The 26,440-nt window shown below is 65.7% G+C and carries 21 protein-coding genes; 9 read left to right on the plus strand and 12 right to left on the minus strand.

Annotated elements, in window-relative coordinates:
• From QO058_RS11225 to QO058_RS11245, 5 genes are all read left to right on the plus strand, one after another.
• Window positions 1-3,297, plus strand: a complete 3,297-nt coding sequence (locus QO058_RS11225) for a hypothetical protein (RefSeq protein ID WP_284172091.1) — start codon at window positions 1-3, stop codon at window positions 3,295-3,297.
• Window positions 3,294-4,568 (plus strand): glycosyltransferase, encoded by a 1,275-nt coding sequence (locus tag QO058_RS11230; protein ID WP_284172092.1) that lies wholly within the window; start codon window positions 3,294-3,296, stop codon window positions 4,566-4,568. Before QO058_RS11225 ends, QO058_RS11230 begins: the two co-directional genes overlap by 4 nt.
• Complete coding sequence (hisH, locus tag QO058_RS11235) at window positions 4,562-5,194, plus strand: imidazole glycerol phosphate synthase subunit HisH (RefSeq protein ID WP_284172093.1); 633 nt, start codon at window positions 4,562-4,564, stop codon at window positions 5,192-5,194. Before QO058_RS11230 ends, hisH begins: the two co-directional genes overlap by 7 nt.
• A 3-nt stretch (window positions 5,195-5,197) precedes the next feature.
• Window positions 5,198-5,953, plus strand: coding sequence for an AglZ/HisF2 family acetamidino modification protein (locus tag QO058_RS11240; RefSeq protein WP_284172094.1), 756 nt, complete (start codon window positions 5,198-5,200; stop codon window positions 5,951-5,953).
• Between the two features lie 67 nt (window positions 5,954-6,020).
• A complete protein-coding gene (locus QO058_RS11245) occupies window positions 6,021-7,202 on the plus strand; it encodes an N-acetyl sugar amidotransferase (protein WP_284172095.1) in 1,182 nt (393 codons plus the stop codon).
• 6 nt (window positions 7,203-7,208) lie between these two features.
• Here the strand turns inward: QO058_RS11245 and QO058_RS11250 are convergent, their stop codons facing one another.
• The 12 genes from QO058_RS11250 to QO058_RS11305 form a co-directional block, all read right to left on the minus strand.
• A complete protein-coding gene (locus tag QO058_RS11250) occupies window positions 7,209-8,585 on the minus strand; it encodes a Coenzyme F420 hydrogenase/dehydrogenase, beta subunit C-terminal domain (protein ID WP_284172096.1) in 1,377 nt (458 codons plus the stop codon).
• Window positions 8,578-9,513: a lysylphosphatidylglycerol synthase domain-containing protein gene (locus QO058_RS11255; RefSeq protein ID WP_284172097.1), complete on the minus strand. Its 936-nt coding sequence runs from the start codon at window positions 9,511-9,513 to the stop codon at window positions 8,578-8,580. The genes QO058_RS11250 and QO058_RS11255 overlap by 8 nt, the downstream gene beginning before the upstream one ends.
• A 5-nt stretch (window positions 9,514-9,518) precedes the next feature.
• The gene (locus QO058_RS11260) at window positions 9,519-10,781 is read right to left on the minus strand and encodes a polysaccharide pyruvyl transferase family protein (RefSeq protein ID WP_284172098.1); all 1,263 of its coding nucleotides are present in this window, start codon (window positions 10,779-10,781) and stop codon (window positions 9,519-9,521) included.
• Window positions 10,778-11,698 carry a class I SAM-dependent methyltransferase gene (locus tag QO058_RS11265; protein ID WP_284172099.1) on the minus strand — a complete coding sequence of 307 codons (921 nt, stop codon included), beginning with the start codon at window positions 11,696-11,698 and terminating at the stop codon, window positions 10,778-10,780. The genes QO058_RS11260 and QO058_RS11265 overlap by 4 nt, the downstream gene beginning before the upstream one ends.
• A 154-nt stretch (window positions 11,699-11,852) precedes the next feature.
• On the minus strand, window positions 11,853-12,545 hold the full coding sequence (locus QO058_RS11270) for an ElyC/SanA/YdcF family protein (protein WP_284172100.1): 693 nt from the start codon (window positions 12,543-12,545) through the stop codon (window positions 11,853-11,855).
• A gap of 2 nt (window positions 12,546-12,547) precedes the next feature.
• Entirely contained in the window at window positions 12,548-14,446 is a 1,899-nt protein-coding gene (gene asnB / locus QO058_RS11275; protein ID WP_284172101.1) for an asparagine synthase (glutamine-hydrolyzing), read from the minus strand.
• 89 nt (window positions 14,447-14,535) lie between these two features.
• Complete coding sequence (locus QO058_RS11280) at window positions 14,536-15,981, minus strand: DUF2793 domain-containing protein (RefSeq protein WP_284172102.1); 1,446 nt, start codon at window positions 15,979-15,981, stop codon at window positions 14,536-14,538.
• A gap of 106 nt (window positions 15,982-16,087) precedes the next feature.
• Window positions 16,088-17,920 (minus strand): carbamoyltransferase family protein, encoded by a 1,833-nt coding sequence (locus tag QO058_RS11285; RefSeq protein ID WP_284172103.1) that lies wholly within the window; start codon window positions 17,918-17,920, stop codon window positions 16,088-16,090.
• A gap of 14 nt (window positions 17,921-17,934) precedes the next feature.
• Complete coding sequence (locus tag QO058_RS11290) at window positions 17,935-18,084, minus strand: DUF5989 family protein (RefSeq protein WP_164470445.1); 150 nt, start codon at window positions 18,082-18,084, stop codon at window positions 17,935-17,937.
• A gap of 13 nt (window positions 18,085-18,097) precedes the next feature.
• Window positions 18,098-18,535 (minus strand): SxtJ family membrane protein, encoded by a 438-nt coding sequence (locus tag QO058_RS11295; protein WP_284172104.1) that lies wholly within the window; start codon window positions 18,533-18,535, stop codon window positions 18,098-18,100.
• 207 nt (window positions 18,536-18,742) lie between these two features.
• Window positions 18,743-19,519, minus strand: a complete 777-nt coding sequence (locus QO058_RS11300) for an SDR family oxidoreductase (RefSeq protein WP_284172105.1) — start codon at window positions 19,517-19,519, stop codon at window positions 18,743-18,745.
• A 38-nt stretch (window positions 19,520-19,557) separates the two neighbouring features.
• Entirely contained in the window at window positions 19,558-20,247 is a 690-nt protein-coding gene (locus tag QO058_RS11305) for a GntR family transcriptional regulator (RefSeq protein ID WP_284172106.1), read from the minus strand.
• Between the two features lie 194 nt (window positions 20,248-20,441).
• On the opposite strand from QO058_RS11305, the gene QO058_RS11310 reads away from it, so the two are divergent.
• From QO058_RS11310 to QO058_RS11325, 4 genes are all read left to right on the plus strand, one after another.
• On the plus strand, window positions 20,442-21,701 hold the full coding sequence (locus QO058_RS11310) for an ABC transporter substrate-binding protein (RefSeq protein ID WP_284172107.1): 1,260 nt from the start codon (window positions 20,442-20,444) through the stop codon (window positions 21,699-21,701).
• Window positions 21,702-21,868: 167 nt separating this feature from the next.
• A complete protein-coding gene (locus QO058_RS11315; protein ID WP_057191370.1) occupies window positions 21,869-22,744 on the plus strand; it encodes a branched-chain amino acid ABC transporter permease in 876 nt (291 codons plus the stop codon).
• Between the two features lie 7 nt (window positions 22,745-22,751).
• The gene (locus QO058_RS11320; protein WP_284172108.1) at window positions 22,752-25,277 is read left to right on the plus strand and encodes a branched-chain amino acid ABC transporter ATP-binding protein/permease; all 2,526 of its coding nucleotides are present in this window, start codon (window positions 22,752-22,754) and stop codon (window positions 25,275-25,277) included.
• A 202-nt stretch (window positions 25,278-25,479) separates the two neighbouring features.
• Window positions 25,480-26,421: a 3-hydroxyacyl-CoA dehydrogenase gene (locus QO058_RS11325; RefSeq protein WP_284172109.1), complete on the plus strand. Its 942-nt coding sequence runs from the start codon at window positions 25,480-25,482 to the stop codon at window positions 26,419-26,421.
• Window positions 26,422-26,440 lie beyond the last annotated feature (19 nt).

Raw genomic sequence — 26,440 nt, forward strand, 5'->3', positions numbered from 1 at the left:
ATGACTGTTCTTGCCGGCGCGGGGCTGTTCGCCCTGCAAACAGCGATCATGCCGCTTCTGTGCGGCGTTCTCATGGCTCGTCTCGCCGGCGTGCCGCGCGAGGACCGCACAGCCTTCATCCTCTACGGGCTCGGGCTGTGGTCGGCGGGGACGGCGCTCGCCCTCGACCTCGCTTTGCGGTTCCTGCCCGACCTGCCACGGCAAGCTTATCTGATCGCTTATGCCGTGGCCGTCGCCGGCGTTGCCTGCGGTGCACTCTGGACAAGGTCGCGCGCCCGGCCGGAAAACACTCCTCCCACCTCCGGTCTCCTGCGCTGTCTCGTGACGCACTGGAAATCCCTGTCCGTTTACGCGCGGATCGCGATCGGCATTGTCACTGTCATCTGCGCGTTCTTCCTGGTGCAGAACCTCAGCGAGCCCCTGACCGGGAACGACTCCATTGTCCATACGCTGATCGCGCGGATCATCTCCCGCGATCTGTCGGCCGCAGCCTATCCTCTCGCAACGGCAGATCGGATCACCGGCTTCCTACTCGAAGGCGTCCACCCGCTCGGCTTCCCCGCTTCCAAGGCTGTATTCATGATCCTGCTCGGGGATCTCGACACGCCTTGGCACAAGCCGCTCACGGCGGTCTATTTCATCTACCTTCTGCTTGCCGTCGGCACGCTGAGCGCCCGGCTGTTCGGCAACGCCGCAGCCGCCTTCTCCATGCTGATCGTAGCCTGCACGCCGCTGTTGCTGCATTCGGTCGCTACCGCCCATATCGACCCGCTGCGCGTGCACGGCTTCTTTTTTATGTTTCGCTTTGCTGGCGGAGTTCGCCAGGCGCGGCGAGCGCTGGTGGCTGCTCCTTGGCGCGCTCGCCTTCGTCGAAGCGCTGCACAGCCATGCCGGCAATCTGATGCTCCTCGGCTTCCTGGGTCCGCTCTTTCTCGTTGCCGCGCCAGGGCCAATCTGGAAGCGCATCCTGCACGGCGCTGCCCTTGGCCTACCAGCGCTGGTCCTGGTCAGCCCGCAATTCGTCGTGAATCTGCGTACCTATGGCTCCCTGCTCGGCGTCGACTATGCGCTGGAACGGCTCAATCCGGGACCATTCCAGCGCTGGACCGAGATTCAACGCAGCCTTGTGAGCCTGCCGGACATCATCTTGAATGGTGCCCTCGCCCCCTGGGTGACCTGGGTTGGTTTGCCATTGGCTTCTGGCTGGGCCTCGTTGGCATCGTGTTCGCCCTCGCCCAAGGCCAACACCGGCATCGGCCCGTGCTGGTTCTGATCGGCGCCGTGCTCATCTACACGGCGATCATGTGTCTGGCGATCGCAGTCCGCTACAAGTCGTTCTATATGAATACCCGCTACATGCTTGTCATGCTGCCGGTTTTGGCGGTGTTTGGCGGCTATTTGTTCGATATGCTGCTTCAGCGCGATGCCACCTCGCTCGACAGCGATGATGCTGGTGACCAGTACCGCAGGAGCTCGCCCAAAGCGGCCCTCGTCTTCGCCGGCTTCGTCATCTTCCCTGCCTTCATCTCGCTCTATCAGGTGCTGTTTCCGTTTGCACGCGATGGCGTCGTGGCGTTCGGCCTGATCTCAGCCCCGAACGAACCGGCCATTGCGCGCCTAGCCAGTTTGGGACTTGGCCTGCCCCTGTCGCTCCTTGCTCTGGCGACATGGGTCGTCCTCGGGCTCAAGGCAGCCGCATGGGTTCGCAATAATCTGCCGACCGCCCTCGCCTCGCCGGGAGCCGCGAAGACACGCCTGGACACCGACCGATCGAAGGACCTGCAGCTTTTCGGGTGGCAGTTCTTTGTCTTGCTGCCGATCGGCATCTTCCTGTTGCCGGTGCTTGGCAGGGTCTATGGCGCGGCCGAAGCCCTCGGGGTCAGGGCATTGGTCAATGCCAGCAATGGCGGCGTGCGGTCGCTTGTCGGCCTCTCCGTCCTCTGCACCATCGCCCTCATTATTCTCTGGCGCTGGCGTGCCGGACGCTTCCCGCGATGGCTACGGTATCCGGGCACCTATCCGCTCCTCATTCTTTGCTGGCTGTCAGCGCTCGGCTACGCATTCTCGCTCGACCTGCTGCTACAGGCTTCGAACCTCTCCCCCGCGAAGCTCCAGTTGGCCATCCTGACCGGCGTCGTGCTGGCCTGTCTTGCGACCTTCGCGGCCTGGCTCGCGACGCGCTTTGTCTGGAGACGTCGCGCCGTGATCCTGACCCCGGTCAAGGCGGGCAGCCGGCGCATGCTGGGCTACCTGCTCGCCAACCAGCCGACCGAAGCCGGCTATGTGACGATCTCCTATCTGTTCATGCCGCTGCTGCTGGCCAATCTCTATTATGGCCTCGGGCCTTTGCGCAGTCTGATCCACCCACTCTACATGCGGCCGTCGCTGATCTTCCAGAGCGATATTGCCAAGGCCGAGGCGACCCGAGGAGTCAGCGGCGGCCTCGAATATCTCGAACCTTCGCTGCTGTTGCGCGACGAGGTGGGCGCTGGCAAGACGCCGAAGACACTGACCTTCCGCGATGCCGAGGTCTTCGCCTATGGCAGCGGCACGATCTTTTCCAACTACGACCCGCGCATCTGGGATCTCTACGCCACGAAGACCGCGGAGCAAGCGCATGCCCTTCTGCTGCAGAAGGGGATCGACCATCTTTACATGCCGAACTATTCTAGCCCGACCAACAGCTTCAACGGCCTGGGTGAGCTTCTGGCGCGCCGCGATATGGTACGTATCGCCAAGCAGTCCGATGGCAGTGTGTTCACCCTCTTCGAAGTGGCGCCAGAACCTGGTCGCATCACCGCCGACGTGATCTATCGCGGTGAACTGAGCAAACCGCTGCTCCTCAAGCGGGCGGCCTTCGACCTGTTCCCGAAGAGCCTCGGTGCTTGCGCTGGGCTGCGGGACGTCCACGGTGATATCTTCGGCTGGTACCGGGCGCAGGTCATATCTCGCCTGGTCCGCACGAGCTGCCTTAACGCTTATGCCGACCAGAACTGGATCCGGCTGCCACCGGCCAAGGACGGTGAGACCTATCGACTCGAGGCCGATATGGTCTCCGTCGGCTGTGCCGGGTTACGCATCCTGCATCGGATGCCGCCGAGCCAGTCGGGCGAAGACTATACGGTCGCGAATGCAGACTTCATGCATTTTGCGCTCCAGCCTGGTGAAAAGGCAGCGCTCTGGTTCCAGCGGCCGGCCGGATCCGATGCGATCGCTGTTGGCTTCTATGGCGGCTGCGGGCAGCGGGGGGCGATCTCCGCCTTCCATGTCGAGCGCCTGCGGGAGTTGCCACGGTGACGGGCGCTGGCGGGACAGCGCCCGCGCGCCTCACAGCCTGGATATTGTCCTATACCGGTGTCTCCGACGAGCCGCGCGTCCTGCGCCAGGCGAAAGCCCTGTCTGATGCAGGCTGGTGCGTCGTCGTCGCTGGCCATGACGGCCGCTCTCCCCGCCCACCGGAATGGCAATATATCCGCCTCGACGACACCATCCCGTCACGCTCGCTGCCGAAGCGGATCTGGCAACTCGGTGAGCGCGAGCTCGGCCGCTCCGCCTGCATCCACCTCGCCGGCTGGCCCGCCATCGCGCAGGCGGGAGCTCGGCTGATCTATCGCGGCCTGCCACTCTGGTCGGCCGCGCAGAGCGAAATCCTGGCTGCTGCCGAACGCACCGACTTGCGTCCCGATCTCGTCATCGCGCACGACTATCATACCTGCCCACCGGCAGCGGAGCTCGCTCGCCATTCCGGCGCGGCCTTCGTTGTCGACTGCCACGAGTACGCGCGTGATGAATATCCCGGCAATCCGCGCTGGATGGCCCGCGAGCGTCCGTTCGTCGTCGCCCTGCAGGATGACTATCTCGCTCGCGCCGATGCGGTGACCACCGTCTCGGATGGCATCGCTCGCCTGCTCGATCGCGACCAGCGCCTGAAGCGGCCGGCGATTACAGTCCGTAGCCTGCCCTTCTTCAGGGAGATGCCACTGCGCCCTGTCGGCGAGATGATCGAGGTGCTCTATCACGGCATCGTCGGCCCCGAGCGCGGTCTCGAGGTCTCGATCCAGTCGGTGCGCGACTGGAGGCCGGACTATCGCCTGACCATCCGTGGCAACGGCGAGAGCGCCTATGTTGATGCGCTGAAAGCCCTCAGCCACGAGGCCGGCGTCGGCGGGCGCGTCCGTTTCGAGCCGGCCGTCCCCTTTGGCGAGATCATCCCTGCCGCCAATCAGGCCGATATCGGCCTGTTCGTGCAGAGCGACCTTTCGCCGCAAAAGCGTCTCGCTCTACCCAACAAGTTCTTCGAATATGTCATGGCGGGCTTGGCGCTGTGCATCGCCGACCTGCCGGAGATGGCGGCACTCCTGCAGCGGCACGACCTCGGCGTGCTGGCTCGGCACTTGCGTCCCGATGCGGTGGCGGAAGCGGTGAACAGCCTATCCCGCGACAGGATCATGCATTACAAAGCGCAGGCCCTTGCGGCTGCGCGCGTCCTTAACTGGGAAAGCGAGCAACGGATCATGATCGCGCTCTTCGACGAACTGATGCGCGAGCGGGGAAGCTCGGCATGCTGAGCATCGTCAACTACGGCGTCGGCAATCTGAGTTCCGTGCAGAACATGGCGCGCAAGGCCTGCGGCGCGGCACGGCTGGTGACGACCCCGGATGAGATCCGCGAATCCGAGCGGCTGATCTTGCCGGGTGTCGGCCATTTTGGCCATGTCGTGCAGACCTTCGAGGCCGCCGGCCTCAAACAGGCGGTGATCGAGCACGCCTTCGAGAAGAAGAAGCCGCTGCTCGGCATCTGCGTCGGCGCCCAGATCCTCGGCACCGGCAGCGAGGAGGCCCCCTCCGTGCCCGGACTCGGCTGGCTGCCTTTCGCCTGCCGCCGCTTCCCGAACACGCCCGGTCTGCGGGTGCCGCACATGTCTTGGAATACGCTCGCCGTGAAGCGTCAGACGCCGCTGCTGGCCGAGCTCGACAGCGAGGCGCGCTTCTACTTCGTCCACTCTTATTACATGGAGCCGAGCGATCCCGGCATCGTGCTGGCGCAGACCGAGTACGGTGTCGACTTCGCCTCGGTGGTCGGCTCCGGCAACATCTTCGGCACGCAGTTCCATCCGGAGAAGTCGCACCGCTTCGGCATGGCCCTGTTGCGCGGCTTCGCGCAGATGCCCTTCGAGCATGCGCAGGCCGCCTGAGCGATGAAGACGCGCGTCATCACCGTACTGCTCCTGAAGGAGCAGGGGCTGGTCAAGACCATTCGTTTTAAGGAGCCGACCTATGTCGGCGACCCCATCAACACTATCCGCATCTTCAACGAGAAGGAGGTCGACGAAATCGTCCTGCTCGACATCGGCGCGACCCCAGCTGGCGCCGAGCCCAATTACCGGATGATCCAGGACATCGCCGGCGAGGCCTTCATGCCGGTCGGCTACGGCGGCGGCATCACCTCCTTCGAGCAGGCCAAGCGCATCTTCGAGACCGGCATCGAGAAGGTCGTGCTCAACGCCGCCATGTTCGACAACCAGGCGCTGATCGAGCGGCTGGTCGGCGTCTATGGCGCCCAGGCGGTGGTCGCCTGCCTCGATATTAAGAAGAACCTCTTCGGTCGCTACGAGCTCTTCAGCCATGGCGGCAAGCGCAAGCGCCCGGTCGGGCTCGACGACCATCTCGCCGCGCTGCGCCAGCTCAATGTCGGCGAGGTCATCGTCAACAGCATGGATCGCGACGGCACGATGAGCGGCTATGATCTTGCGCTGCTGCGCCATGTCACCGAGCGGATAGACGCTCCCGTCGTCGCCTGTGGCGGCGCGGCGACGGTCGATGACTTCAAGCAGGCAGTCGACGTCGGCGCCTCGGCCGTGGCTGCAGGCAGCATGTTCGTCTTCCGCGGCAAACACCGCGCTGTCCTGATCAGCTATCCCGAGCGCAAGACGCTGACGCAGCTATTGCCGTGACACTTGCGGGCTTGTGAACCGCGACACGGCCTGCGATGTACGCGCCGGGACGAACTGGGAAGCAACGATGGCCTTGATCACCGACGCCTGGATGCCGGACGGGCGCAAGCGCCCCTACCGCATGTGCGTTCGCTGCGTGATGGATACGACCGACCCCCACATCAGCTTCGACGAAGCCGGTGTCTGCAGCCATTGCCGCAATTTCGAGACCGACTTCCGCCCGCACTGGAAGCCGACCCTGGAGGGCTGGGCCGAATTCGAGAGCAAGCTCGCCGAGATCAAGGCCTACGGCAAAGGCAAGGAATACGACTGCATCATCGGCCTCTCCGGCGGCGTCGACTCCTCCTATCTCGCCACCAAGGCCGTCGAATGGGGCCTCCGCCCGCTGGTCGTGCATGTCGATGCCGGCTGGAATTCCGAGCTCGCGGTCAAGAACATCGAGCAGATCGTCACCAAGCTCGGGCTCGACCTCGTCACCCATGTCGTCGACTGGGAGGCGATGAAGGAACTGCAGCTCGCCTTCCTGCGCTCCGATGTCGCCAATCAGGACATCCCGCAGGATCATGCCTTCTTCGCGGCACTCTACAATTACGCGATCAAGGCCGACATCCGCTACGTCATCAACGGCACCAATTTCGCGACCGAGAGCATCCTGCCGCAGGGCTGGGGCTACGATGCCATGGACGCCCGCCATATCGTCGCGATCCACAAGCAGTTCGGCAAGAAGCCGCTCCGTAACTTCCCGCTGATCTCGCTGTTCAACTACTATTTCTATTTTCCGAAGATCCGGAGGATGGAGATCGTCTCGCCGCTCAACTTCATTCCCTACTCGAAGCAGGAGGCCATCTACCATCTCGAGAAGGGTTATGGCTGGCGCTATTACGGCGGCAAGCACTACGAGTCGCGCTGGACGCGCTTTTACCAGTCCTACTACCTCCCGCAGAAATTCGGCTACGACAAGCGCAAGGCCCATCTCGCCAGCCTGATCGTCACGGACCAGATGACGCGCGAGGAGGCGCTGGCCGAGCTGGAGAAGCCGCTGGTCACCGATAACGAGCTCGCCGAGGACAAGGCCTTCATCGCCAAGAAGCTCGGCATCACCGAGGCCGAGCTCGACGAGTTCATCCACCGGCCACCACGGCACTACAAGGACTACCCGACCAACGAACGGCAGCTGAAATGGGCGCTGCGTGCCTATGCGGTCGTCAGCCGCGCCGGCCGCCTGATCGGCATCGGCAAGCCGCGCTGATCTATCTCAGCGGTTGAAGATGATGTTCTTCAACCGCCGGCCGAACTCGACCAGCGGGAAGCGCAGGATCAAGTATTCCGCGACCTGCCAGACCCAGATGGCGGCCGGCAGCGGCTTGCGCAGGTCGAGTTTCAGCTTGATGAGGTCGATCCAGGCCACACGCCGCGCCGTCGCCGATTCCTTGCCCCTCAGCGCGCTGTAGACGGCGACATGCGGCGGCGTTCCCCCGAGCTTGCGGTCGATCTCGGCATAGGCTTCGGCGGCGCGGCGCTGCACCAGCGTATAGCCCTGCGACTCCGCCACCTCCTCCGGCGACATCGGCAACTGCGCCAGGTAACCCTTCGCCGCCGCTTCCTCCATCAGCGTCTGCCCGGCGGCGCTGCGCGTGACGACGGCCGAGAAGCCGCCACCGCCGGCGGCCGCCGACATCTCGCGGAAGCGGCGCGAATGCGGATCGCCGACGGCGATATCGGCGAAGTCGCCGATCTGGTCGGGGCAGATCCGGCAGCGCTTCAGCATCCAGAAGCCCTGGAACGCCGCCATATAATGCATCACCATCGCACGGTTGTTGCCCCGGATGCGCGCGATCGCCTTTGTCGCGCCGTCGGCGAGCCGCAGTCGAATCCGGCCGGGCCAGGCCCCGTCGCGATAGCCGATCTCGCGAACCGCGCCCGGGTCTACGCCATGGCGGGCGAGGTAGTAGCCGATGCCGCGATAGCTGTTGAGCCCGCCGCAGAACAGCGAGATCAGCACGACCGCGTCGCGCTGCAGCGCCGGACGCTCGAGGATGAGCTTGCGCATCGCCGCGACCTGGCAGGGCAGACCGACGAAGGCAAACGGCCCCTCGCCTTCAAGGAAGCTGCGCAGGCCGACGCCGAAATCGGACGGATGATAGTGCGAGCCATGCGCCGTCGCGAACTGGCCCGCATTGCTGATCTCTCGGCCAGCGCCGTCGCGCGCGCCGGGCAGCGTGCCCAGCACATAGGCCCGGCTGATCCGGCCGCTGTCGAACAGCAGGCGGATCAGCGCCGGCACCACGCCACCCGACGCCGCCCGCATGCGCTCGTCCGGATCGCTGGAATAGGCCGCGCTGGTTGCGACGACCTCGCCCAGCATTGGATCAGGTGGCTCGCGGCCATAGGCGCGCTGTGCCAGCGCCGGCAAGTCCATCTCGGCTCCAGGGCAGAGGAAGCTCCCAGTCTCGCGGCCAGGTTCCCAGCCAGAGACCACCGGCCGGTAGGTACCGTCATCCTCGTCGCGCGCCATCGCGACGGAGACGCCTGCGGCTGCGCCACTGAGCGTCGCGACGCAGAAGCCGCAGCCCATGCATTGCCCACGCGCGACGATCGCCGCGAGAGGATGCAGCTCCCCCTCCTCAGCCATCCTCGGCCTCGCGCATGCTCAGGACCCGCAAGCCGGCGAAACCGACGCCGATGGCGGCCAGGTCGCCGATCAGAGAATTGATCCGCGATGCGAGCGCGACAGCAAGGGCGAGCTCGAGCGGCACCGACTGCGAGAGCAGTGCGACGAGCAGACCCTCGCGCACGCCAATCCCGGAGGGCGAGAACACCGCGAGGATTCCCGACAGCCCGGCTGCGCCATAGATCGCCGCGCAGCTGCTCCAGGAGAGCTGGTCGATGCCCATGCTCTTGCACAGCAGCCAGAACGACAAGGTGATGATGCACCAGGCCGAAACGTAATAGGCGAGCAGGCGGGCGATGACGGTGAAATTGACGCTGTCGACCGCCGCCTCCAGTCGTAGCAGCCGGAAGATCCGGCGCTTGATCGGCGGCAGCAGCAGGACGAAGCCGAGCGCCGCCAAGCCGGCGACGACCAGCACGAGCTGCTGCGGCGAGACATAGGCCGAGACCAGGTCGAGCTGCGCCAGCCCCGCGACGAGCAGCAGGAAGACGAAGCCGCTGCCGACCGAGAACAGGCTCTCCAGCCCGATCGCCGCGAGCACCTCCTGCGTCCGCGCCTGGGCGCGCAGCATATAGGCGCCAATACGATAGGTGACGAGCACGATATTACCCGGCACATATTTGCCGAACAGCGAATAGCCCCAGATCGCAATGCTGGTCGGGAGCGGCAAGGCGATGCCCATCACCCGGGTGATCAAATGCCAGCCGACGCCATAGGAGAAGGAATAGGCCACGGCGAGCACCAGCGAGAGCAATGCCAGCGGCCAGTTCACCTGTGGCCAGGCCGGCGGCCGCTTGTCCCATTGCAGCCCGGCATAATACCATAGCGCCGCGATGCCGATCGCAAACATGGCGATGTTAATCAGGCGAAAGAGCTGCTTGCGCGTCATGCTGATCAACGGCCGCGGTCGGCCGCGGCGAGGTTTTCCATCACCGCCTCGAAGCTGATGGCGGCGCGGCGCAGCACTTGCGGCCGCAGCCCGGCGAGCTGCGTCCTGCGCGCAGGGGCGGCGGCCGCGAGCTTCGCGACTTCGGTGCAGATGCGCTCGGCGGAGAGCTCGCCGGCCGGGATGATCAGGTCCTCGCCCGCGAAATAGCCGAGCAGCTCGGAATATTTGAAGCTCCAGCTGATCGTCAGCGGCGGCACGCCGCAAGCCAGCGCGGCCACGGTCGCATGATAGCGCGAGGTGATGGCGAAGCTCGCCTCGGAGAACGCCGCCCGCAATATCTTGGCATCGGCCGGCGGGTCGATTGCGAAGGTCATATTGGCGTCGGCGATGCGCTGATGCAGCTCCTTCGCCTCGGCGATATCGTTGTTCTTGCCGGTGTCGGTGTTGAGGCTGTGCGGCAGGATGGCGACAAAAATGCCCGCCCGGTTGAGCTGATCGATCGCGGCGGCGAGCGCGCCAAGATATTCGACGCCGGCCGCCTCGCAAGCCCGCCGCGTCACCCGGCTCGGCGAGACGATGACGAAGGGCGTCCCTCGCATGGCTTCCGGCACCAGCGCCCTCGCGGCGGCGAAATCGGCCTCCGACAGATCGAGCAGGAAACTGCAATCGGGAGCATCGGGCGCTTTGATGCCGATTTCGGCCAGTTGCCGGGCCGATTGCGCACCGCGAGCGACGACCGCCGAGCAGCGCGTCAGCGCCCAGCGCGAGATCGCCCTCCAGTAGCCGGAGCGGAACGGGCCGAGCGACTGCGCCAGCTTGAAATGCGGTACGCCGACTGCGAACGACGGAATGCAGCAGGCAAGGTTGTAAGCCAGCAGCGGCAGGCCGCGCCCCTGGACGAAGGCGATGCCCGAGAGATCGACAATCGCGTCGCACTCGGCGATCCGGCGCAGATGCCCGGAGGCGAGCCTGCGCACTACGCGCGGCCCAACGATCAGCGCCAGCAGATTGGCCAGGATCGCCAGGCTGAAGTCTACGGCGAGGAACTTCACCGGCGCAATCGGCGCGATTTCCATCTCGCCTCGCAATGGCGAGGCCCGGTCCGCCTCCGGATAAATGGAGAATAGCCGCAGTTCCGGTGCCGGCTTGAGCCTCTCCAATTGCTGGCGTACCGTTTCCAGCATCGCTTGCCCACCCATATTGCCGGTGAGTGTCACGCCGACGATGCCGACGCGCAGCCGACGCGGGGCTGGGGATTGCTCAGTCATGCAGCCGGTCCGACCGACGCTCTCGGCTTGCGGACGGTCACCGTCATGATGTCCCCGAGATTCAGCGGGATCTTCCAGTCCGGCGGGATTGGCAGGCGCCACTTGGCGGCGCGGTAGAAGCCGAACGCGCGCAGCCCCTTGTGGACCAGGAAGGAGACGCTAACTAGCTTGGCTGGCCGTGTGATCGTGACATCGGTCGCGCCGAGACCGGCAAAGAGCCGGCGGGCCGAAGCCTCGGTATAGAACTGCATGTTGCCGGGCGGGATCATCAATGGCCAGCGGGCGCGGGCGAGCCGCGCCACCAGCGAGCCGGCATCGGGCATGGTCAGGACGAGACGCCCACCATCGGCAACGCGGTCGAGCAGCCGGGCTGCAGTCTCCTGTGGCTCCGTGAAGCCGGAGAAGACATCCCAGAGGGTAACGACATCGTAGCGCTTCGGGTTCTCTTCCTGCACCAGCGCATCGCCAAGACGCACGCGCGCACCGATCAGTGCCGCCTGATCGACCGCCGTCTGCTCGATCTCGAGCCCCTCGGCGTCGAAGTCGTCCTTGGCCGCCAGCACGAAATAGCCGACACCGCAGCCGACATCGAGCAGGGTGCCACGCATGCCCGCCGCCGTCAGCGACGTGACACGCTGGCGGGCATTGACCAGTGGTGGATAGTTCTCCGCTTCGGGTTTCAGCGAGCCGTCTGGATTGTGCGGAGCCGATTGCTGGCTCGTCCCGTAGAAATAGCGCGAGTAGATTTCGCTGAAGAGTTCCTTGGAGCTTTCGCCTTCAGCCCAGAGATGGCCGCAATCGCTGCAGCAGCTGACATTGTAGATCGGTTGCGAACTCAGGTCGCCACGAGTGACCTTGTAGGCGAGAGAAATCGCTCCTGACCGGCAGATAGGGCAACCACTCGTCGTCAATGTCACTGCGCTCCCGCCGAATGCGGCTCGATGAAAGGACCCAGGCCACGCATGCCCTGCTCCCTCAGGAGCGCCTGGCCGCCCCGGTATCGACGCCGGTCGGGTAGCGGGTTGCCCATCATTAATCAAGCCCACAGACGCGCGCCAAAGCCATTACGTCTCAGGAGGGAAGATAGCGCCAGCGCTGGACGAGGTCCCGGTAGCGCTCCTCGCCGAGGGCGAAACGGGCCAGGCGGGCAGCCATGTCCTTGTTGGCGATGATCCACATCGAGATCGCGTCGGAATAGAGCGCACTCGCCGCGAAGCCAAGCCCGTCGCCATCCAGACAGGCAAGCGAGTCCCGATCTCCCCAGATCCGCATCAGATGCAGGGCGTCCGAAACCATGATCAGATTGCGGCCGGGTGCCGTCCGCTCGCGCAGGGCGCAGATCGCCGCCATATTCGAGAGCGTGTCATATGAGCCGTCATCAGCCGCAGCGACATCGTCGCGTCCGATCAGCGCCCGCGCTCGCTGTGCCTGTGTCTCGGCACCGATCGTACGGCGCCACACCCGATAGCCCCCGACGAAGAGAAGCCGATCGACCTTGCCTTCGCGCAACAGCGCAATCGCGCGCTCGAAGCGCTGCGTCTGGAACGGCTCGGTACTATTGTAGAACACAACTGCGGCAGCGGGGCCGGCAGCAGCGGGCAGCGTCTCGCGGCCATAACGGGCATCGGCGTAGCACCACAGCGCAAAGGCCACCACCATGTCCGCCGCGAGCGCCGCTGCGACAACGGAGACGAATGCGCGCCACCAATATCGGCGTCCATGCTTCAGCGCGACTTGGGTCTCCGCTCCCGCCAACTCGGCCATGCTCAGACCCCGACTCCGAACCGTTCGCCCCAGATGCCGAGATTGACGATCCGCCAGAGCAGGAAATCGACAGGCTTGCGGCCGTCCAGCATATCGGCCGCGAGCGCACGCACGCCATCGGCATTGAATAGGCCGGGATAGCGCGCCAGCGTCGCCTCGACGCCATCGTTCATCATCCCCTTCAGCGGCCCGCGGAACCAGGCCTGCTCAGGCGTCGCGAAGCCGAGCTTGTCCCGTCGCTGAAGTACCTCTGGCGGCAGAATCGCCTCCATGGCGCGGCGCAGCACGCGCTTGGTGTCGCCGCCGACGATCTTGTGGTCATTGCCGAGCGCCAGGCTGAACTCAACCAGCGGATGATCGAGGAACGGGACACGCGCCTCGATCGCATGCGCCATCGAGTTGCGGTCCTCCCAGTGCAACAGCATCGACAGGTTGGAGCCATAGGTCAGGTTCATGCACAACGTCCGCAGATCCGTGACCGGCGGCAGCCCGAGTTCGGTGCGGGCGCGCTCGAAGGCCGTACTGCCGGCTCCCTGTTCGCGGAGCAACTCGCCACCGAGCCAGTCATGCTGGGTCAGCGCCCTGTGCCGGTTGCGCAGCATGCCGGCGAGGCTTGTCGGCAGCAGCGGGATCAGCGCATGCTTCGCTTGCTGCGCGATCGGCACGCCGTGCCAAGCTTGGCGCTTCTGCATGGTATCCAGCGCCTCGGCCAGTCTGAGCTGCTTGATCAGCCCCGCCAAATGGAAAGAGAAGCTGTGATGGTAGCCGCCGAGTTGTTCGTCGGCGCCCTGCCCGTCCAGCATCACCTTGACACCGACGCGGCGCGCCTCCTCGAACACGCACCATTGCGCAAAGATAGAAGTCGAGCCGAAGGGCTCATCCTGATGCCAGGTGATATCCGAGGCGCGCGCGAACACCTCCTCCGCCTTCGGGAAGATGAAGTGCGGCTGCGTATGCGCATGCGCCACCACCGAATCCATGAACGACTTCTCGTCAACACTCTTCTCGGCGTAGCAGGCCGAAACGGTGTTGACCTTCGATCCGCCGGCCCCCGAGTGCATCATGCCGGACATCAGGCAGACGATCGCCGAGGAATCGAGCCCGCCCGACAGGCAGGAACCGACCGGAACGTCGGAGCGCAGATGCAGCTTGACCGCCTCCGCCAGCATCTCGCGGAAGCGCTCGGCCGCCTCGCTCTCGCTGATCGTGATCTCGCCGGCCGTCGCGGGATACCAGCGCCGGACCGGCGCGGCGAGCACGCCATCGCGGCTGGCGTCGATCGTAACGCATTCGCCGCCGCGGAGCTGAACGACACCTTCGAACATCGTCTCGGCGGTATGGTCGGAAACACCCGAAGCGAGAAAATCATGTACCCGGGCGATGTTCATCCGCCCGGAGACGCCGGGTAGACCGAGCAATTGCTTGATCTCGGAAGCGAAAGCGCCGCCGCGGGGCGTCGCAGCGAAATAGAGCGGCTTGATGCCGTAGCGATCACGCGCGGCGAACAGCCTTTTGTCGCGATCGTCCCAGATCACGAAGGCGAACATGCCGCGCAGCCGCGGCAGCGCCTCCTCGCCCCAGAGCATGTAGGCGCGCAGCAGCACTTCTGAATCGGACTCGCTGGCGAAAACCTCGCCCTTCGCCCGCATTTCCTCGCGCAGCTCGATGTAATTGTAGATCTCGCCGTTGAAGACGAGCTGGTAACGGCCTGACGCATCAGCCATCGGCTGCAGGCCGGCATCGGAGACGTCGATGATCGCAAGCCGGCGATGGCCGAGCGCGACGGGACCGGCGGCGCTGGCATAGGTCTGCCAGCCGCCGCCATCCGGGCCGCGATGCGCGACGATGTCGATCCGCGCGCGCTCAGGCTCGAACCCTATAGATGCAAACAGCCCGCACATCGCGCTCTCGGTCCCCGCTCGGCACGTGGCTCTCTTATCTGAGGAGGCGCGCCGGCAAAAGCCCGGGCCATTCCAGCAAAGTCGCAGCCCTACAGCTCGGCGTCGATTGCAAGGTAGCTGCCGCTGCCGGCTGTAGTCAGCAAAGCGGGGTAGGAGGTACCGGCAGCAAGGGCTGCCGAGGTCAGGATCAACGACAGCATCGTGCCGTGGGCCGCGCTACTGGCGACACCGGTCACCACACCATCAGAGAAGACGCGACGGTTGAGCCCGGAATGAGTCACGCTGGGGCTGCTCGTCCGCAACGCCGCCGGCAAGGCGATGCAGACCGACAGCTCACCGGTGTCGATCAGCTGTCCCGCTGCCAAGCGCACACCGGCCGCACCAGGCCGTATCACATGACAATAGCGCGCCGCCAGCCAGCTCTCCTCGGGACGGGGCTGCCACGGCGTCGCCCCCGTTCCGAGCTCCAGCTTGACGCGGCCGAAGCTGGCGGAACCGGCTCCGCTCCGGGCGAGCCTGACTGCGATGTTGCCGGTATCGCCCGCGGCGGTGGTCAGTGTTACGCTGCGCCGGCCGGTGCCAGCGGTAATTGTTCCGCTGGCCGAGCCGACGGTGACCGCCAGGTCCTGCGTCGGCGCTTCGACAGAGAGCGTGACGGTCGTCGAAGCCAGGGACGCCATGCCCCAGAACGCCCGCTCGACCAGCTGCGTAATCTCGCCGGACGCCAGCGTCAGGACATCGCCAGCGAGCGTCATGCTGCTGGCGCCGCTCGCTTTCCAGCGATCATGGCCATAGGCACCCGCCGCCAGTGCACCCCCGGCGAAAGCGCGCTGATTGATCTGGAAGTCGCCGTTGATCAGCAGATTCGGCCGTGGCGCCTCCCGCGCCCAGGCGCTGGCCGGCAGGGTGACAAGACCGCTCGTCCGGTCCACGACCAATGCCTCGGTCCAGCTCGTGCCGTCCGGGCTGACCTTGATCCGGAACTGGTCGTCGCCGGTAAGGCCGATCTCGGCCCGGCCGGAGAAACCGTCCTGGAACAGGAGGCTCGCCGTCCGCGACGCATTTGCCTTGTTGAGCTTCACCCGATGATCAGTGCCGGCATGGTTGAACAGGCTGGCATCGGCTGCGACGGCGAAGCGGTTAGTCGTGTCGGCCGTCGCGTTGACGCCCCAGAGCGCAGCACCAAGGCTGCTTTCCGGCTGCGAGCGCCGCCATTGCGTGCCGGTCCAGACATGGTGCTCCGCCTCGTCGCTCACCCAGGCCTGCCAGCCGGCGCGTGGCGGAAGGAAGCTCCAGGCACCGTCCTCGAAGATGGCGAGATCGTCCTGATGCCCGGCAAAAACGCCGGTGCCGTCAGCAGGCACAATGTAGGCGGAGGTTTCCTCGGGAGCCGACGGCGGCACGGTCTGCGTCCGGCTGGCGACGACGAGATGCACCAGCGCGTCGAGCCGCATCAGCGCATCGTTGTGGGTGACGTGTTTCTGCGCCTGCCCGGCGGCGAGCAGGGGCAGGCCTAGACGCGGCGTATCGCTCATGGAGCCTCGCAGGATCGGAGCGGCGCGCAGGGTACGCGCCATGCCGGCCGATTATGCGGGCGCCGGAAGCAGCGGGGATCGATTGCGATTCTATCCCCGTCTCAACTCAGTCGAGCTCGAACGCGTCCTTGTAGTCGAGCTTCAGCGCCGGATCCTGATCCTCTTTCCGCAGCAGGCAATTGCCGACGACGAGCAATTCGATTTCCGAGCCCATGAAGCAGCGGAAGGCATCGCCCGGCGAGCAGACGATCGGCTCGCCACGGACGTTGAAGGAGGTGTTGACCACCACCGGGCAGCCGGTCAGCGCCTTGAAGCGCGAGATCAGCTGATGATAGCGCGGATTGGTGTCTTCATGGACCGTCTGGATGCGGGCCGAATAGTCGACATGGGTGACGGCGGGGATGGTCGAGCGCGGCACGTTCAGCTTGTCGATGCCGAACAGCGCCTTCTCCTCCGCTGTCATCTCGCGGCGCAGCTCCTCGCGCACATCGGCGACCAGCAGCATGTAGGGCGAGTCGCCGTCGAGCTCGAACCAGTCGGCGACGTCCTCGCGCAGCACCGAGGGCGCGAAGGGCCGGAAGCTCTCGCGGTACTTCACCTTGAGATTGAGCGTCTTCTGCATCGCCGGCGAGCGTGGATCGCCAAGGATCGAGCGGCCACCGAGCGCGCGCGGGCCGAACTCCATCCGGCCCTGCATCCAGCCGATCGCCTTGCCGTCGGCAAGACCCTGCGCCGTCGCCTCGATCAGCACCGTCTCGTCCAGGACATCGAACTTGGCGCCGGCGGCCGTCAGCTCGGCCTCGATCTCAGCCTGACTGAACTCCGGCCCGAGATAGCTGCCGCGCATGGCGTCACCCGTGGCGGGCACCGCGCGCGGCTGGCCATGGAAGAGGTGATAGCCAGCGAGCGCGGCTCCGAGCGCTCCGCCAGCATCGCCCGCCGCCGGCTGGATCCAGAGCCCGTCGAAGAGGCCCTCGCGCAGCAGCTTGCCATTGGCGACGCAGTTCAAGGCGACGCCGCCGGCGAGACAGAGGTTCTTCTGCCCGGTTTCGGCGCGAATGGAGCGCGCCAGCCGGAGCACGATCTCCTCGGTCACCGCCTGCACCGAGGCGGCCATGTCCATGTGGAACTGCGTCAGCAATTGCTCGGGGCCACGCACCGGCTCGCCGAACAAAGCGGCGAACTTGTCGTTGGTCATGGTCAGGCCGACGCCGTAATTGAAATAGCTCTGGTCGAGCTGGAAGGAACCGTCGTCCTTCAGATCGACCAGCGTCTCCAGCATCCGCTTGGCGAAGCGCGGCTCGCCATAGGGCGCGAGCCCCATCACCTTGTATTCGCCGGAATTGACCTTGAAGCCGATGTAATAGGTCACGGCAGAGTAGAGCAGCCCGAGCGAATGCGGGAAATGCAGCTCCTTGTGGACCTTGAGGTCGCTGCCCTTGCCGATGGCGAGCGTCATCGTCGCCCATTCGCCGACCCCGTCCATGGTCAGCACCGCCGCCTCCTCGAAAGGCGAGGGATAGAAGGCCGAGGCCGCATGCGAGAGATGGTGTTCCGTGAAGAGCAGCTTCTCGATGTCGAAGCCGGGTGAGAGCTTCTTCAACTCCTTGGCGATGATCTGCTTCTGGAACAGCTTCTCGCGCAGCCAGAGCGGCATCGCCATGCGGAACGAGGTGAAGCCGCGGGGCGCAAAGGAGAGATAGGTCTCGAGCAGCCGCTCAAACTTGATGAAGGGCTTGTCGTAGAAGACGACCGCATCGAGTTCATCGAGCCCGCAGCCAGCGACCGAGAGGCAGTATTCGACCGCGTGCTTGGGGAACTCGGCGTCGTGCTTCCGCCGCGTGAAGCGCTCCTCCTGCGCCGCCGCCTCGATCCGCCCGTCGATGACGAGCGCAGCCGCGCTGTCATGATAGAGCCCCGATATTCCGAGAATGCGCATCGCAGCCGGGACGCTCAGAACAGCGTGTAGATGAAGGGCGCGATTGCGCTGCCCTTGGTCAGGAACAGCAGGCCGCCGAGCAGCACGCACATCAAGAGGATCGGCACCAGCCAGAACTTCTTTCGCGCCGCCATGAAGCGGAAGAACTCGCGCAGGAACGACATTGGCCTATCCAGGTCAGAATTGATCTTTCATCGAGACCGGCTCCGGTCCCGGCGGATCGCGGACGATCCAGTAGCTCTTCGCCTCAGGCTGCTTCTTCAGCCGGAGGAAATCCTTGCCGACGAGCCGGGCGACGAAGGCCATCGGCGTGAAGACGAGGAAGAACAGGATGCCGAGCACGATCGGGTTGATGATCATGGCCAGCAGCAGGCCAAACTTCATCCAGAGCTTGTTCAGCGGCGCGAGCACCACCGGCCGGATCAGCGCGACCGCGAGGAAGCCGGCTGCAACCAGTCCGAGCCAGGGCCAGGCCCGGCCGTGGTGCCAGAGATTGTAGAGGCCGATCAGCGCGAAGACGGCCGCAAAGACGAAGCCGAAGGAACGATCGCTCGATCCTTCGGTGTCGTCATGGCCGGCTCCGGCCCCAAATTCGTGATGGACGCCCTTCGACAAGCCGCCGCTCCTGTTCAGGCGGCATCCTCTAGGCGATCCGGGGGCGAAGGTACAGGGTATGGCAACCGAGCTCTTCAACGAGCAGTCGTCCCGGGCGACCGCAGGGAGACCCGGGATCCATTCCGGAACGGTTCAGGAATGGATCCCGGATCGGCGCGGCTTCGCCGCTTGTCCGGGATGACCAAATACCTGGCGACCCAATAGGCCTCAGCTCAGCATCCGCGTATCGCCGCAGACCGAGATCTCCTGGCCGGAGATCGTCCTGGCGAAGGGCGAGGCCAGGAAGACGATCTGCCTGGCGATGTCCTTGGGATCGACGAACTGCTTGATCGAGACGCCGGCGAACAGCCGGTTGGTCATCTCGTCATGCGAGACGTTGAGCGAGCGCGCCTTGTTGGCGATCACGCTCTGGATGCGCGGCCCGTCGACGAGGCCGGGGCAGATCGCGTTCGCCCGGATGCCGAACTCGCCGAGCTCGGCCGAGAGCGCCTTGGTGAAGCCGATCACACCCCATTTCGCTGCGGCATAGGGCGATCGCAGCGGAAAACCGTGCTTGCCCGCCTGGCTGGAGAGATTGACGATCGAGGCATTCTTCGACTGCTTGAGGTGCTCGACCGCGAGCCGCGTGCAGTTGAACTGGCCGGTCAGGTCGATGGCGACGCAGGAATCCCAGTCCTCAGGCGCGATTTCGTCGACGCGGCCGGTCGGCCCGGCGATGCCGGCATTGTTGACGAGGCAGTCGAGCCCGCCGAGCGCGGCCAGCGTCTCCTCGAACAGCCGCGCCACCGCCTTGCGGTCGGAGACGTCGCAGACCGAGCGCGTGATCGCCGGATCGCTCTCAGCCATCTCGGCGAGCGCCTTCTCGTCGACGTCGCAGATATGAACCCTGGCGCCCTCCGCCGCGAAGGCGCGGGCCGTCGCGCGGCCGATACCATTGGCGCCCGCCGTCACCAGCACGCGCAGGCCCTTGATCGTCAGATCCATCGTTTCCGTCCCTTTTCCGTCGTTCTTCAGGCGACCGGCTACTCCGCCAGCCGCGCCGTCCGCTCGATATGCTCTGCCGCGGCGCTGATGTCCTCGACCAGCGCCTGCCTCGCCGCCACCGGATCGCGCCGCCGGAGGGCCTCCAGCAATTGCGCATGCGCGACGACGGCACTGCCGCCGTCGAGCCGCTTCGGCTCGTGCCGCATGTCGAGATTGAGGACTGGCCCCGCCTTGAGCCAGAGCCGCCCGATCATCTCGATCAGCGAGGGCATGCCGGCGGCTTCGTAGAGCGCGAAATGCAGGTCGCGATTGGCGCCGACCGCAGCGGCAGGATCCGGTGGGTCCGCCCTGGCCGCGGCCAGGAACGCCGCCTCATGTCGAGCGACCACGGCGATCTGCGCGTCGGTGATCACCTTCGTTGCTTCCTCGGCCGCAAAGCCCTCGACCACAAGCCTGATCCGGGTGAGCTCGCGGAACTGCGCCAAAGTCAGCACCGGCACCCGCACCGCCCGCCCCGGCAGGACTTCCAGCGCCTTGTCGGCGGCGAGCCGGCTCACCGCCTCGCGCACCGGCATCATCGAGACGCCAAGCGCCTCGGCGACCCGGCGCAGCGAGAGCTTCTCGCCCGGCGCCAGCCGCCCGGCGATCAGCAGCGCCCGAAGCTCACCCGTGACCCGTTCGCCCAGCGTTTCGTGCTGGAGCGAGCCGACCTCGTCGAGCGCCGACACCTCTCCGACCTTCCCCATTCCGGGAGAGGCAGGCCGAGCTAACGGCACATCGGAGGGCTGGACTCGGGCAACCATGTCTGCCAACCTAACTGTGATCACAGATCACGACAAGCGGCTCCGAGGCCGCGCAACCAAGAATGACGATCGACGCAATCCGACGCCAAAGAGCGCGGGAAAGTTCTGGGAGGAACGGAATGTCAGAGCAGTCACGAATCAAGGGCCTTTCGCGTCGCCAGACGTTGGCCGGGCTCGGCGGCGTGGCCACCGGCCTGATCGCCAGCCCGGCGGTCATTCTCGCGCAGAGCGCCGAGGCGATCCGCTTCGGACATCTGACGCCGCGCACCGGCTTTCTCGGCCCGCTCGGCGAATACGGCGTCATGGCCGCCGATCTCGCCGCCGAGGAGATCAATGCCGCCGGCGGCATCAACGGTCGCAAGCTCGAACTGCTGAAGGAGGATTCGGTCAACCCGCAGACCGCCTCGACCAAGGCCGAGCGCATGATCGAGCGCGACAAGGTCGCCTGCATCATCGGCGAGATTTCGTCGGCCTCCTGCCTGACGATCTCGCAGGTCGCGGCGCGCAACAAGACGCTGTTCCTCAACACCGGCGGCAATTCCGATGCGCTGCGCGGCGAGAACTGCAACCGCTACATGTTCCATGTCGAGCATCAGAACTCGATGTATGTGAAGAGCTGCGGCCGCTCGCTGCTGGCCCAGGGGCTGGTCAAGGGCAAGAAATGGTTCTCCCTCACCGCCGACTACGCCTTCGGCCATGACCTTAGCAAGGTCGCCAAGCGCTTCATGGAAGCCAATGGCGGCCAGTTCGCCGCCGACAAGCTGGTCCCGACCGATGCGACCGACTTCTCGGCGCTGCTGCTCGAGATTCGCGCGGCCAAGCCCGATCTCGTCATCTCCAATCTCGCCGGCAACCAGATCACCAACTTCCTCAAGCAGTATTCCGAATTCGGCCTGACCTTCCCGATCGCCGGCTTCGGCTTCGACACGGCTTTGGCCTGGGCCGCCGGCAAGGACAATTTCGGCGGCACCTGGCCCTGCGTCTGGCATCATTTGATCGACACGCCCTCGACCAAGGCCTTCGTCGCCGCCTTCACCAAGAAATACGGCAAGCCGCCGGAGAACCAGGCCTGGGGCGACTATGTCGGCGTCAAGGTCATGGCCCAGTCGATGAACGAGTTGAAGTCGATCGACACCGCCAAGATCCTCGAGCATCTCGAGAAGGGCGCGAAGTTCGACGTGATGAAGCCGCGCCAGGGCTATTTCCGCGCCTCCGACCACCAATTGATCAGCGAGATGTACACGATCACCGCCTTGCCGGCGGCGCAGGTCAAGAACCAGTGGGACCTCTTCACCTCCTCGCCCCCGGTCCCCGGCCCGAACGAGGACATGGAGGTCATCGCCACCCAGGGCGACGAAGCCGTCTGCAAGATGAGCTGAATTCGTACGTCATTCTCGGGCGAAGCGAAGCGCAGACCCGAGAATCTCATGATGGGAAGGCGCCGGTTGGCGCCTCCTTCTGCCTGAGATGCTCGGGTCAAACCCGAGCATGACGAGCACTTCGCCCGGCAAACCACCTCACTGCGCAACCCCGCAAAGGCCATCCCTTGCTCACCCTTTTCATCCAGCAGGTGCTGAACGGGCTGCTCGACGGGGTCTATTACCTCCTGATCGCGCTCGGCCTGTCGCTGATCTTCTCGCTCGGCGGCATCGTCAACCTGGCGCATGGCGCCTTCTATGCGATCGGCGCCTATCTCACGATCGTGCTCGCGCCCCATATCGGTTTCGGCGGCGCCATCATCGCCTCGCCGGTGCTGGTCGCCCTGATCGGCATCGTCATCGAGCGCGGCCTGTTCCAGCGCTTCTACCGCTCTGACCCGATCCTCTCGCTGCTCCTGACCTTCGGCCTCGCCATGGTCGCCGAGCAATCCTTACGCATGATCTTCGGCGCGCCGCCGCTGTCCTTCTCGATTCCGCCGGCGCTGCGCGGCCAGATCTTCATCGGCGACTTCATCTATTCGCGCTATCGGGCGCTGCTGATCCTGATCGCCGCCGCCTGCGTGCTCGGCCTCTGGTTCCTGCTGCAGCGCACCGCCTTCGGCCGCGTCGTGCGCGCCGGCGTGCAGAACCCCGACATGGTCGGCGCGCTCGGCATCTCCCTGCAGCCCTACATGATGACCGTCGCCGGCATCGGCATCGGCCTTGCCGGCCTCGCCGGCGTGCTGCTCGCGCCGATCTATTCGATCCATCCGGCCATGGGCCAGGAGATCATCACGCCGGCCTTCGTCGTCGTCGTCATCGGCGGGCTCGGCTCCTTCTGGGGCGTCGTCGTCGCCGCGCTGATGGTCGGCCTGGTCAAGGGCATCACCATCGGCCTTGGCCTGACGCAATGGTCGACCGCGGTGATCTACCTGATGATGCTGCTCGTCCTGCTTTTCCGTCCGCGCGGCCTGTTCGGCGAGCGCATCCAGCGCTTCGAGTGAGGCCGTCATGACCAGCTCCCAGCGCGACTATCTCCCGCTCATCCTTGCCGCCCTCGGCCTCGCCATCCTGCCCTCGCTGATGCATGCGGTCGGGCTCGGCACCACCTCGGCCACCGAGGTCGTGGTCTTCGCCATCGCCTGCATGGCGCTGAACATCCTCGTCGGCACGACCGGCCTGGTCTCCTTCGGCCATGGCGCCTGGTTCGGCATTGCCGCCTATGCCGCCGGCCTGATCCAGCGCAACTGGCTGCCCGGCCAGTTCGCCCTGCCGATCCTGCTCGCGGTCGCGCTCGTTGCCGTGATCGCCTTCGCCTTCGGCGCGCTGATCCTGCGTCGCAAGGGCGTCTATTTCTCGCTGCTGACGCTGGCGCTCGCCGCCATGATCTATTCGGTCGCCTTCCGCTGGACCTCGGTCACCGGCGGCGAAGACGGCTTAGGGGGCATCAAGCGCCCGCTCTTCGCCGGCATCGATTTCGAGACCGCCCTGCCCTTCTACATGCTGGTCGCGACGATCGGCTTTGCCGTGGTCTACGGCCTCTGGCGCTTCCATCGCTCGCCGGTCGGCACCGTCCTCGTCGCGATCCGCGAGAACGAGCAGCGCGCCCGCTTCCTCGGCTATGCGACGAACCGCTACAAGCTCGTCGCCTTCACCGTCTCGGCCGCGCTGACCGGGCTTGCCGGCACGCTCCTCCTCTTCAACAACCGCATGACTTCGGCCGAGCCGATCTCGGTCGCCTTCTCCGGCGAATTGCTGGCCATGGTGGTGATCGGCGGCATGCGCTCCTTCCTCGGGCCGGCGCTGGGCGCGCTCTTCTTCGTCGTCTTCCGCGACTATCTCTCCAGCGTCACCGAGAACTGGCTGTTCTGGTTCGGCCTGCTCTTCGTCGCCTTCATCGTGTTCTCGCCGGACGGCCTTGTCGGTGTCGGCCAGCGCCTGCTCAAGCCTTTCCGCAAGCAGGTCGCAGAGGATGCCGCGATGTCGGCCCGCAAGGCCGGCGCTGTCGAGCTCCCCGCTTTCATGAAGCCGAAGGATGCCGGCGACGGCACCATCCTGACTGCGACCGGCCTCGCCAAGAGCTTCGGCGGCATCAAGGCGGTCGAGAATGTCGATATCACCATGCGCGACCGGCGCCTGCATGCGCTGATCGGCCCGAACGGCGCCGGCAAGACCACGGCCTTCAACCTGATCTCCGGCCTGTTCAAGCCGGACCGCGGGCAGGTCCGCCTGCGCGATCGCGACATTGCCGGGCTCTCGCCGGAGGCGATCACCCGGGCCGGCATCGGCCGCGCCTTCCAGATCACCAACCTCTTCCCGACGCTCTCGGTCGCCGAGAACGTCCGGCTCGCCGTCCAGGCGAGAGCGCCCGAGCGCTTCGGCCTCTGGCAGACGGCCGGCGCCCTCGATCAGGTCAATGACGAGACCCGCCAGGTCATCGCGACCATGGGCCTCTCCGGCATCGAACAGGCGGAAGCGGGCTCGCTCAGCTATGGCGGCCAGCGCCTGCTCGACATGTCGCTCGCGCTCGCCACCAGCCCGCGCATCCTCCTGCTCGACGAGCCGCTCGCCGGCCTCGCCGCGGCTGAACGCGAACGCGTCGGCAACCTGATCAAGTCGATCTCGACCGAGTTGCCGGTGCTGCTCGTCGAGCACGACATCGACCGCGTCTTCGCCATCGCCGACCATGTCACGGTGATGAACGAGGGCTCGGTGCTGGTCGACGGCACGGTCGAGGATGCACGCTCCTCACCCAGGGTGCAGGAAATCTATATCGGCTCCGGCGCCCATGCGCTCGCCGAGAAGCCGCGCGAGAGCGCCGCCGGCTCCAAGGTCCTGCTGGGGCTCGATAAGGTCGACACCTTCTACGGCAAGAGCCACATCCTGCGCGACGTCACCTTCGGCGTGCACGAGAATGAGATCGTCGCTCTGCTCGGCCGCAATGGCGCCGGCAAGTCGACCCTGCTCAAGACCGTGACCGGCATCGCCCCGCCGGCCTTCGGCACGATCAGCCTCGCCGGCAGCGATATTGCCCGCCTGCCGCCGGCCCAGATCGCCCGCGCTGGCATCGCCTATGTGCCGCAGGGCCGCGGCCTCTTCGCCGGCATGAGCGTCAAGGACAATATGGAGCTCGGCCGTCTGCGTCGGCGCACCGGCAACGGCACCCATTGGGAGGACGAGAAGATCTTCGCCTTCTTCCCGCGCATCAAGCAGCGCTGGCATTCGCCAGCCGATTACCTCTCCGGCGGCGAACAGCAGATGGTGGCGGTGGCGCGCGCGCTCTCCGGCGACACCCGCGTGCTGCTGCTCGACGAGCCGTTCGAGGGCCTGGCCCCGGCGGTGGTCGAGGAGCTGTTCGAGGCCTTCGACAAGCTCAGGAGGGAGATCGCCATCGTCATCGTCGACCACCATCTCGACCTCGCGCTGGCGCTCTCCGACCGCACCGTCGTGCTCGAGCGCGGCCAGGTCACCCATATCGGCCCCTCGCGCGCCCTCAGCCAGGACCTCGCGCTGAGGCGGCAGGTGCTGTGGCTGTGACGATGGTGGCCCTCCACCGTCATTCCGGGGCTTCGCGCAGCGAAGAGCCCGGAACCCATAACCGTTACCGATTCCGGAAGAAGCGTCGCCATTGTCGCGCCTTGCCCACGACCACCTGTGGTTATGGGTTCCGGGCTCACGCCTATGGCGTGCCCCGGAATGACGGAGAGGCTCCCGTGCGTCTGAACCTGGATATTTTCGCATGACCAAGATCGCCATCGTCGGCTCGGGCCTGATCGGCCGTGCCTGGGCCACTGTCTTTGCCAGCCACGGCTTCGAGGTCGCGCTGCACGATGTGAAGCCCGACGCCGCCAAGGCCGCCCGCACCCATATCGGCAAGAACCTCAGGGAGCTCGCTGGTCACGGCCTCGTCGATGATCCCAAGGGCTCGCTCGCCCGCATCCGCGTCGCCAAGGATCTTGCCGATGCGCTGAAGGGCGTCGCGCTGGTGCAGGAGAACGGGCCGGAAACGGTCGAGGCCAAGCGCGAGCTCTTCGCGCAGATGGATGCGCTCGCGCCGGCTTCCGCGATCCTGGCGTCCTCGACCTCCTTCATCATGGCCTCGACATTCTCGGAGGAGCTGAAGGGCCGGGCCCGCTGCCTCGTCGCCCACCCGGTCAACCCGCCGCATCTGGTGCCGATCGTCGAGCTCGCCCCGGCGCCCTGGACCGATCCCAGGGTCGTCACCAAGGCCAAGCGCATCTACGAGCAGGCCGGCCAGGTCGCGATCATGCTGCGCAAGGAAAAGCCCGGCTTCGTGCTCAACCGCCTGCAGGCGGTGCTGTTGGCCGAGGCCTTCCGCCTCGTCGGCGAGGGCGTCGCCAGCGCCGAGGATGTCGACAAGACGATCCGCGACGGGCTCGGCCTGCGTTGGTCCTTCATGGGGCCGTTCGAGACGATCGAGCTCAACGCGCCCGGCGGCATCCCCGACTACTGCGCGCGCTATTCGGAATCGCTCGACCGCATGGTCAAGTCGTCGGAGGGGCTCGGCAATCCGTTCAAGCCGGAGACCGTCGCCGAAGTGATGCGCGAATGGCGCGGCGCGCAGGAGGCCAGCCGCGTCAAGCGTCTGAGCGATTGGCGCGACAGCCGCCTCGCCGCCCTGCAGGCCCATAAGCGCGCGGCAAAGCGCAAGCCGGCGTGAGTTTTTGAATAGGAATCAG

The organism is Bosea vestrisii (assembly GCF_030144325.1).
Taxonomy (GTDB): Bacteria; Pseudomonadota; Alphaproteobacteria; order Rhizobiales; family Beijerinckiaceae; genus Allobosea; species Allobosea vestrisii_A.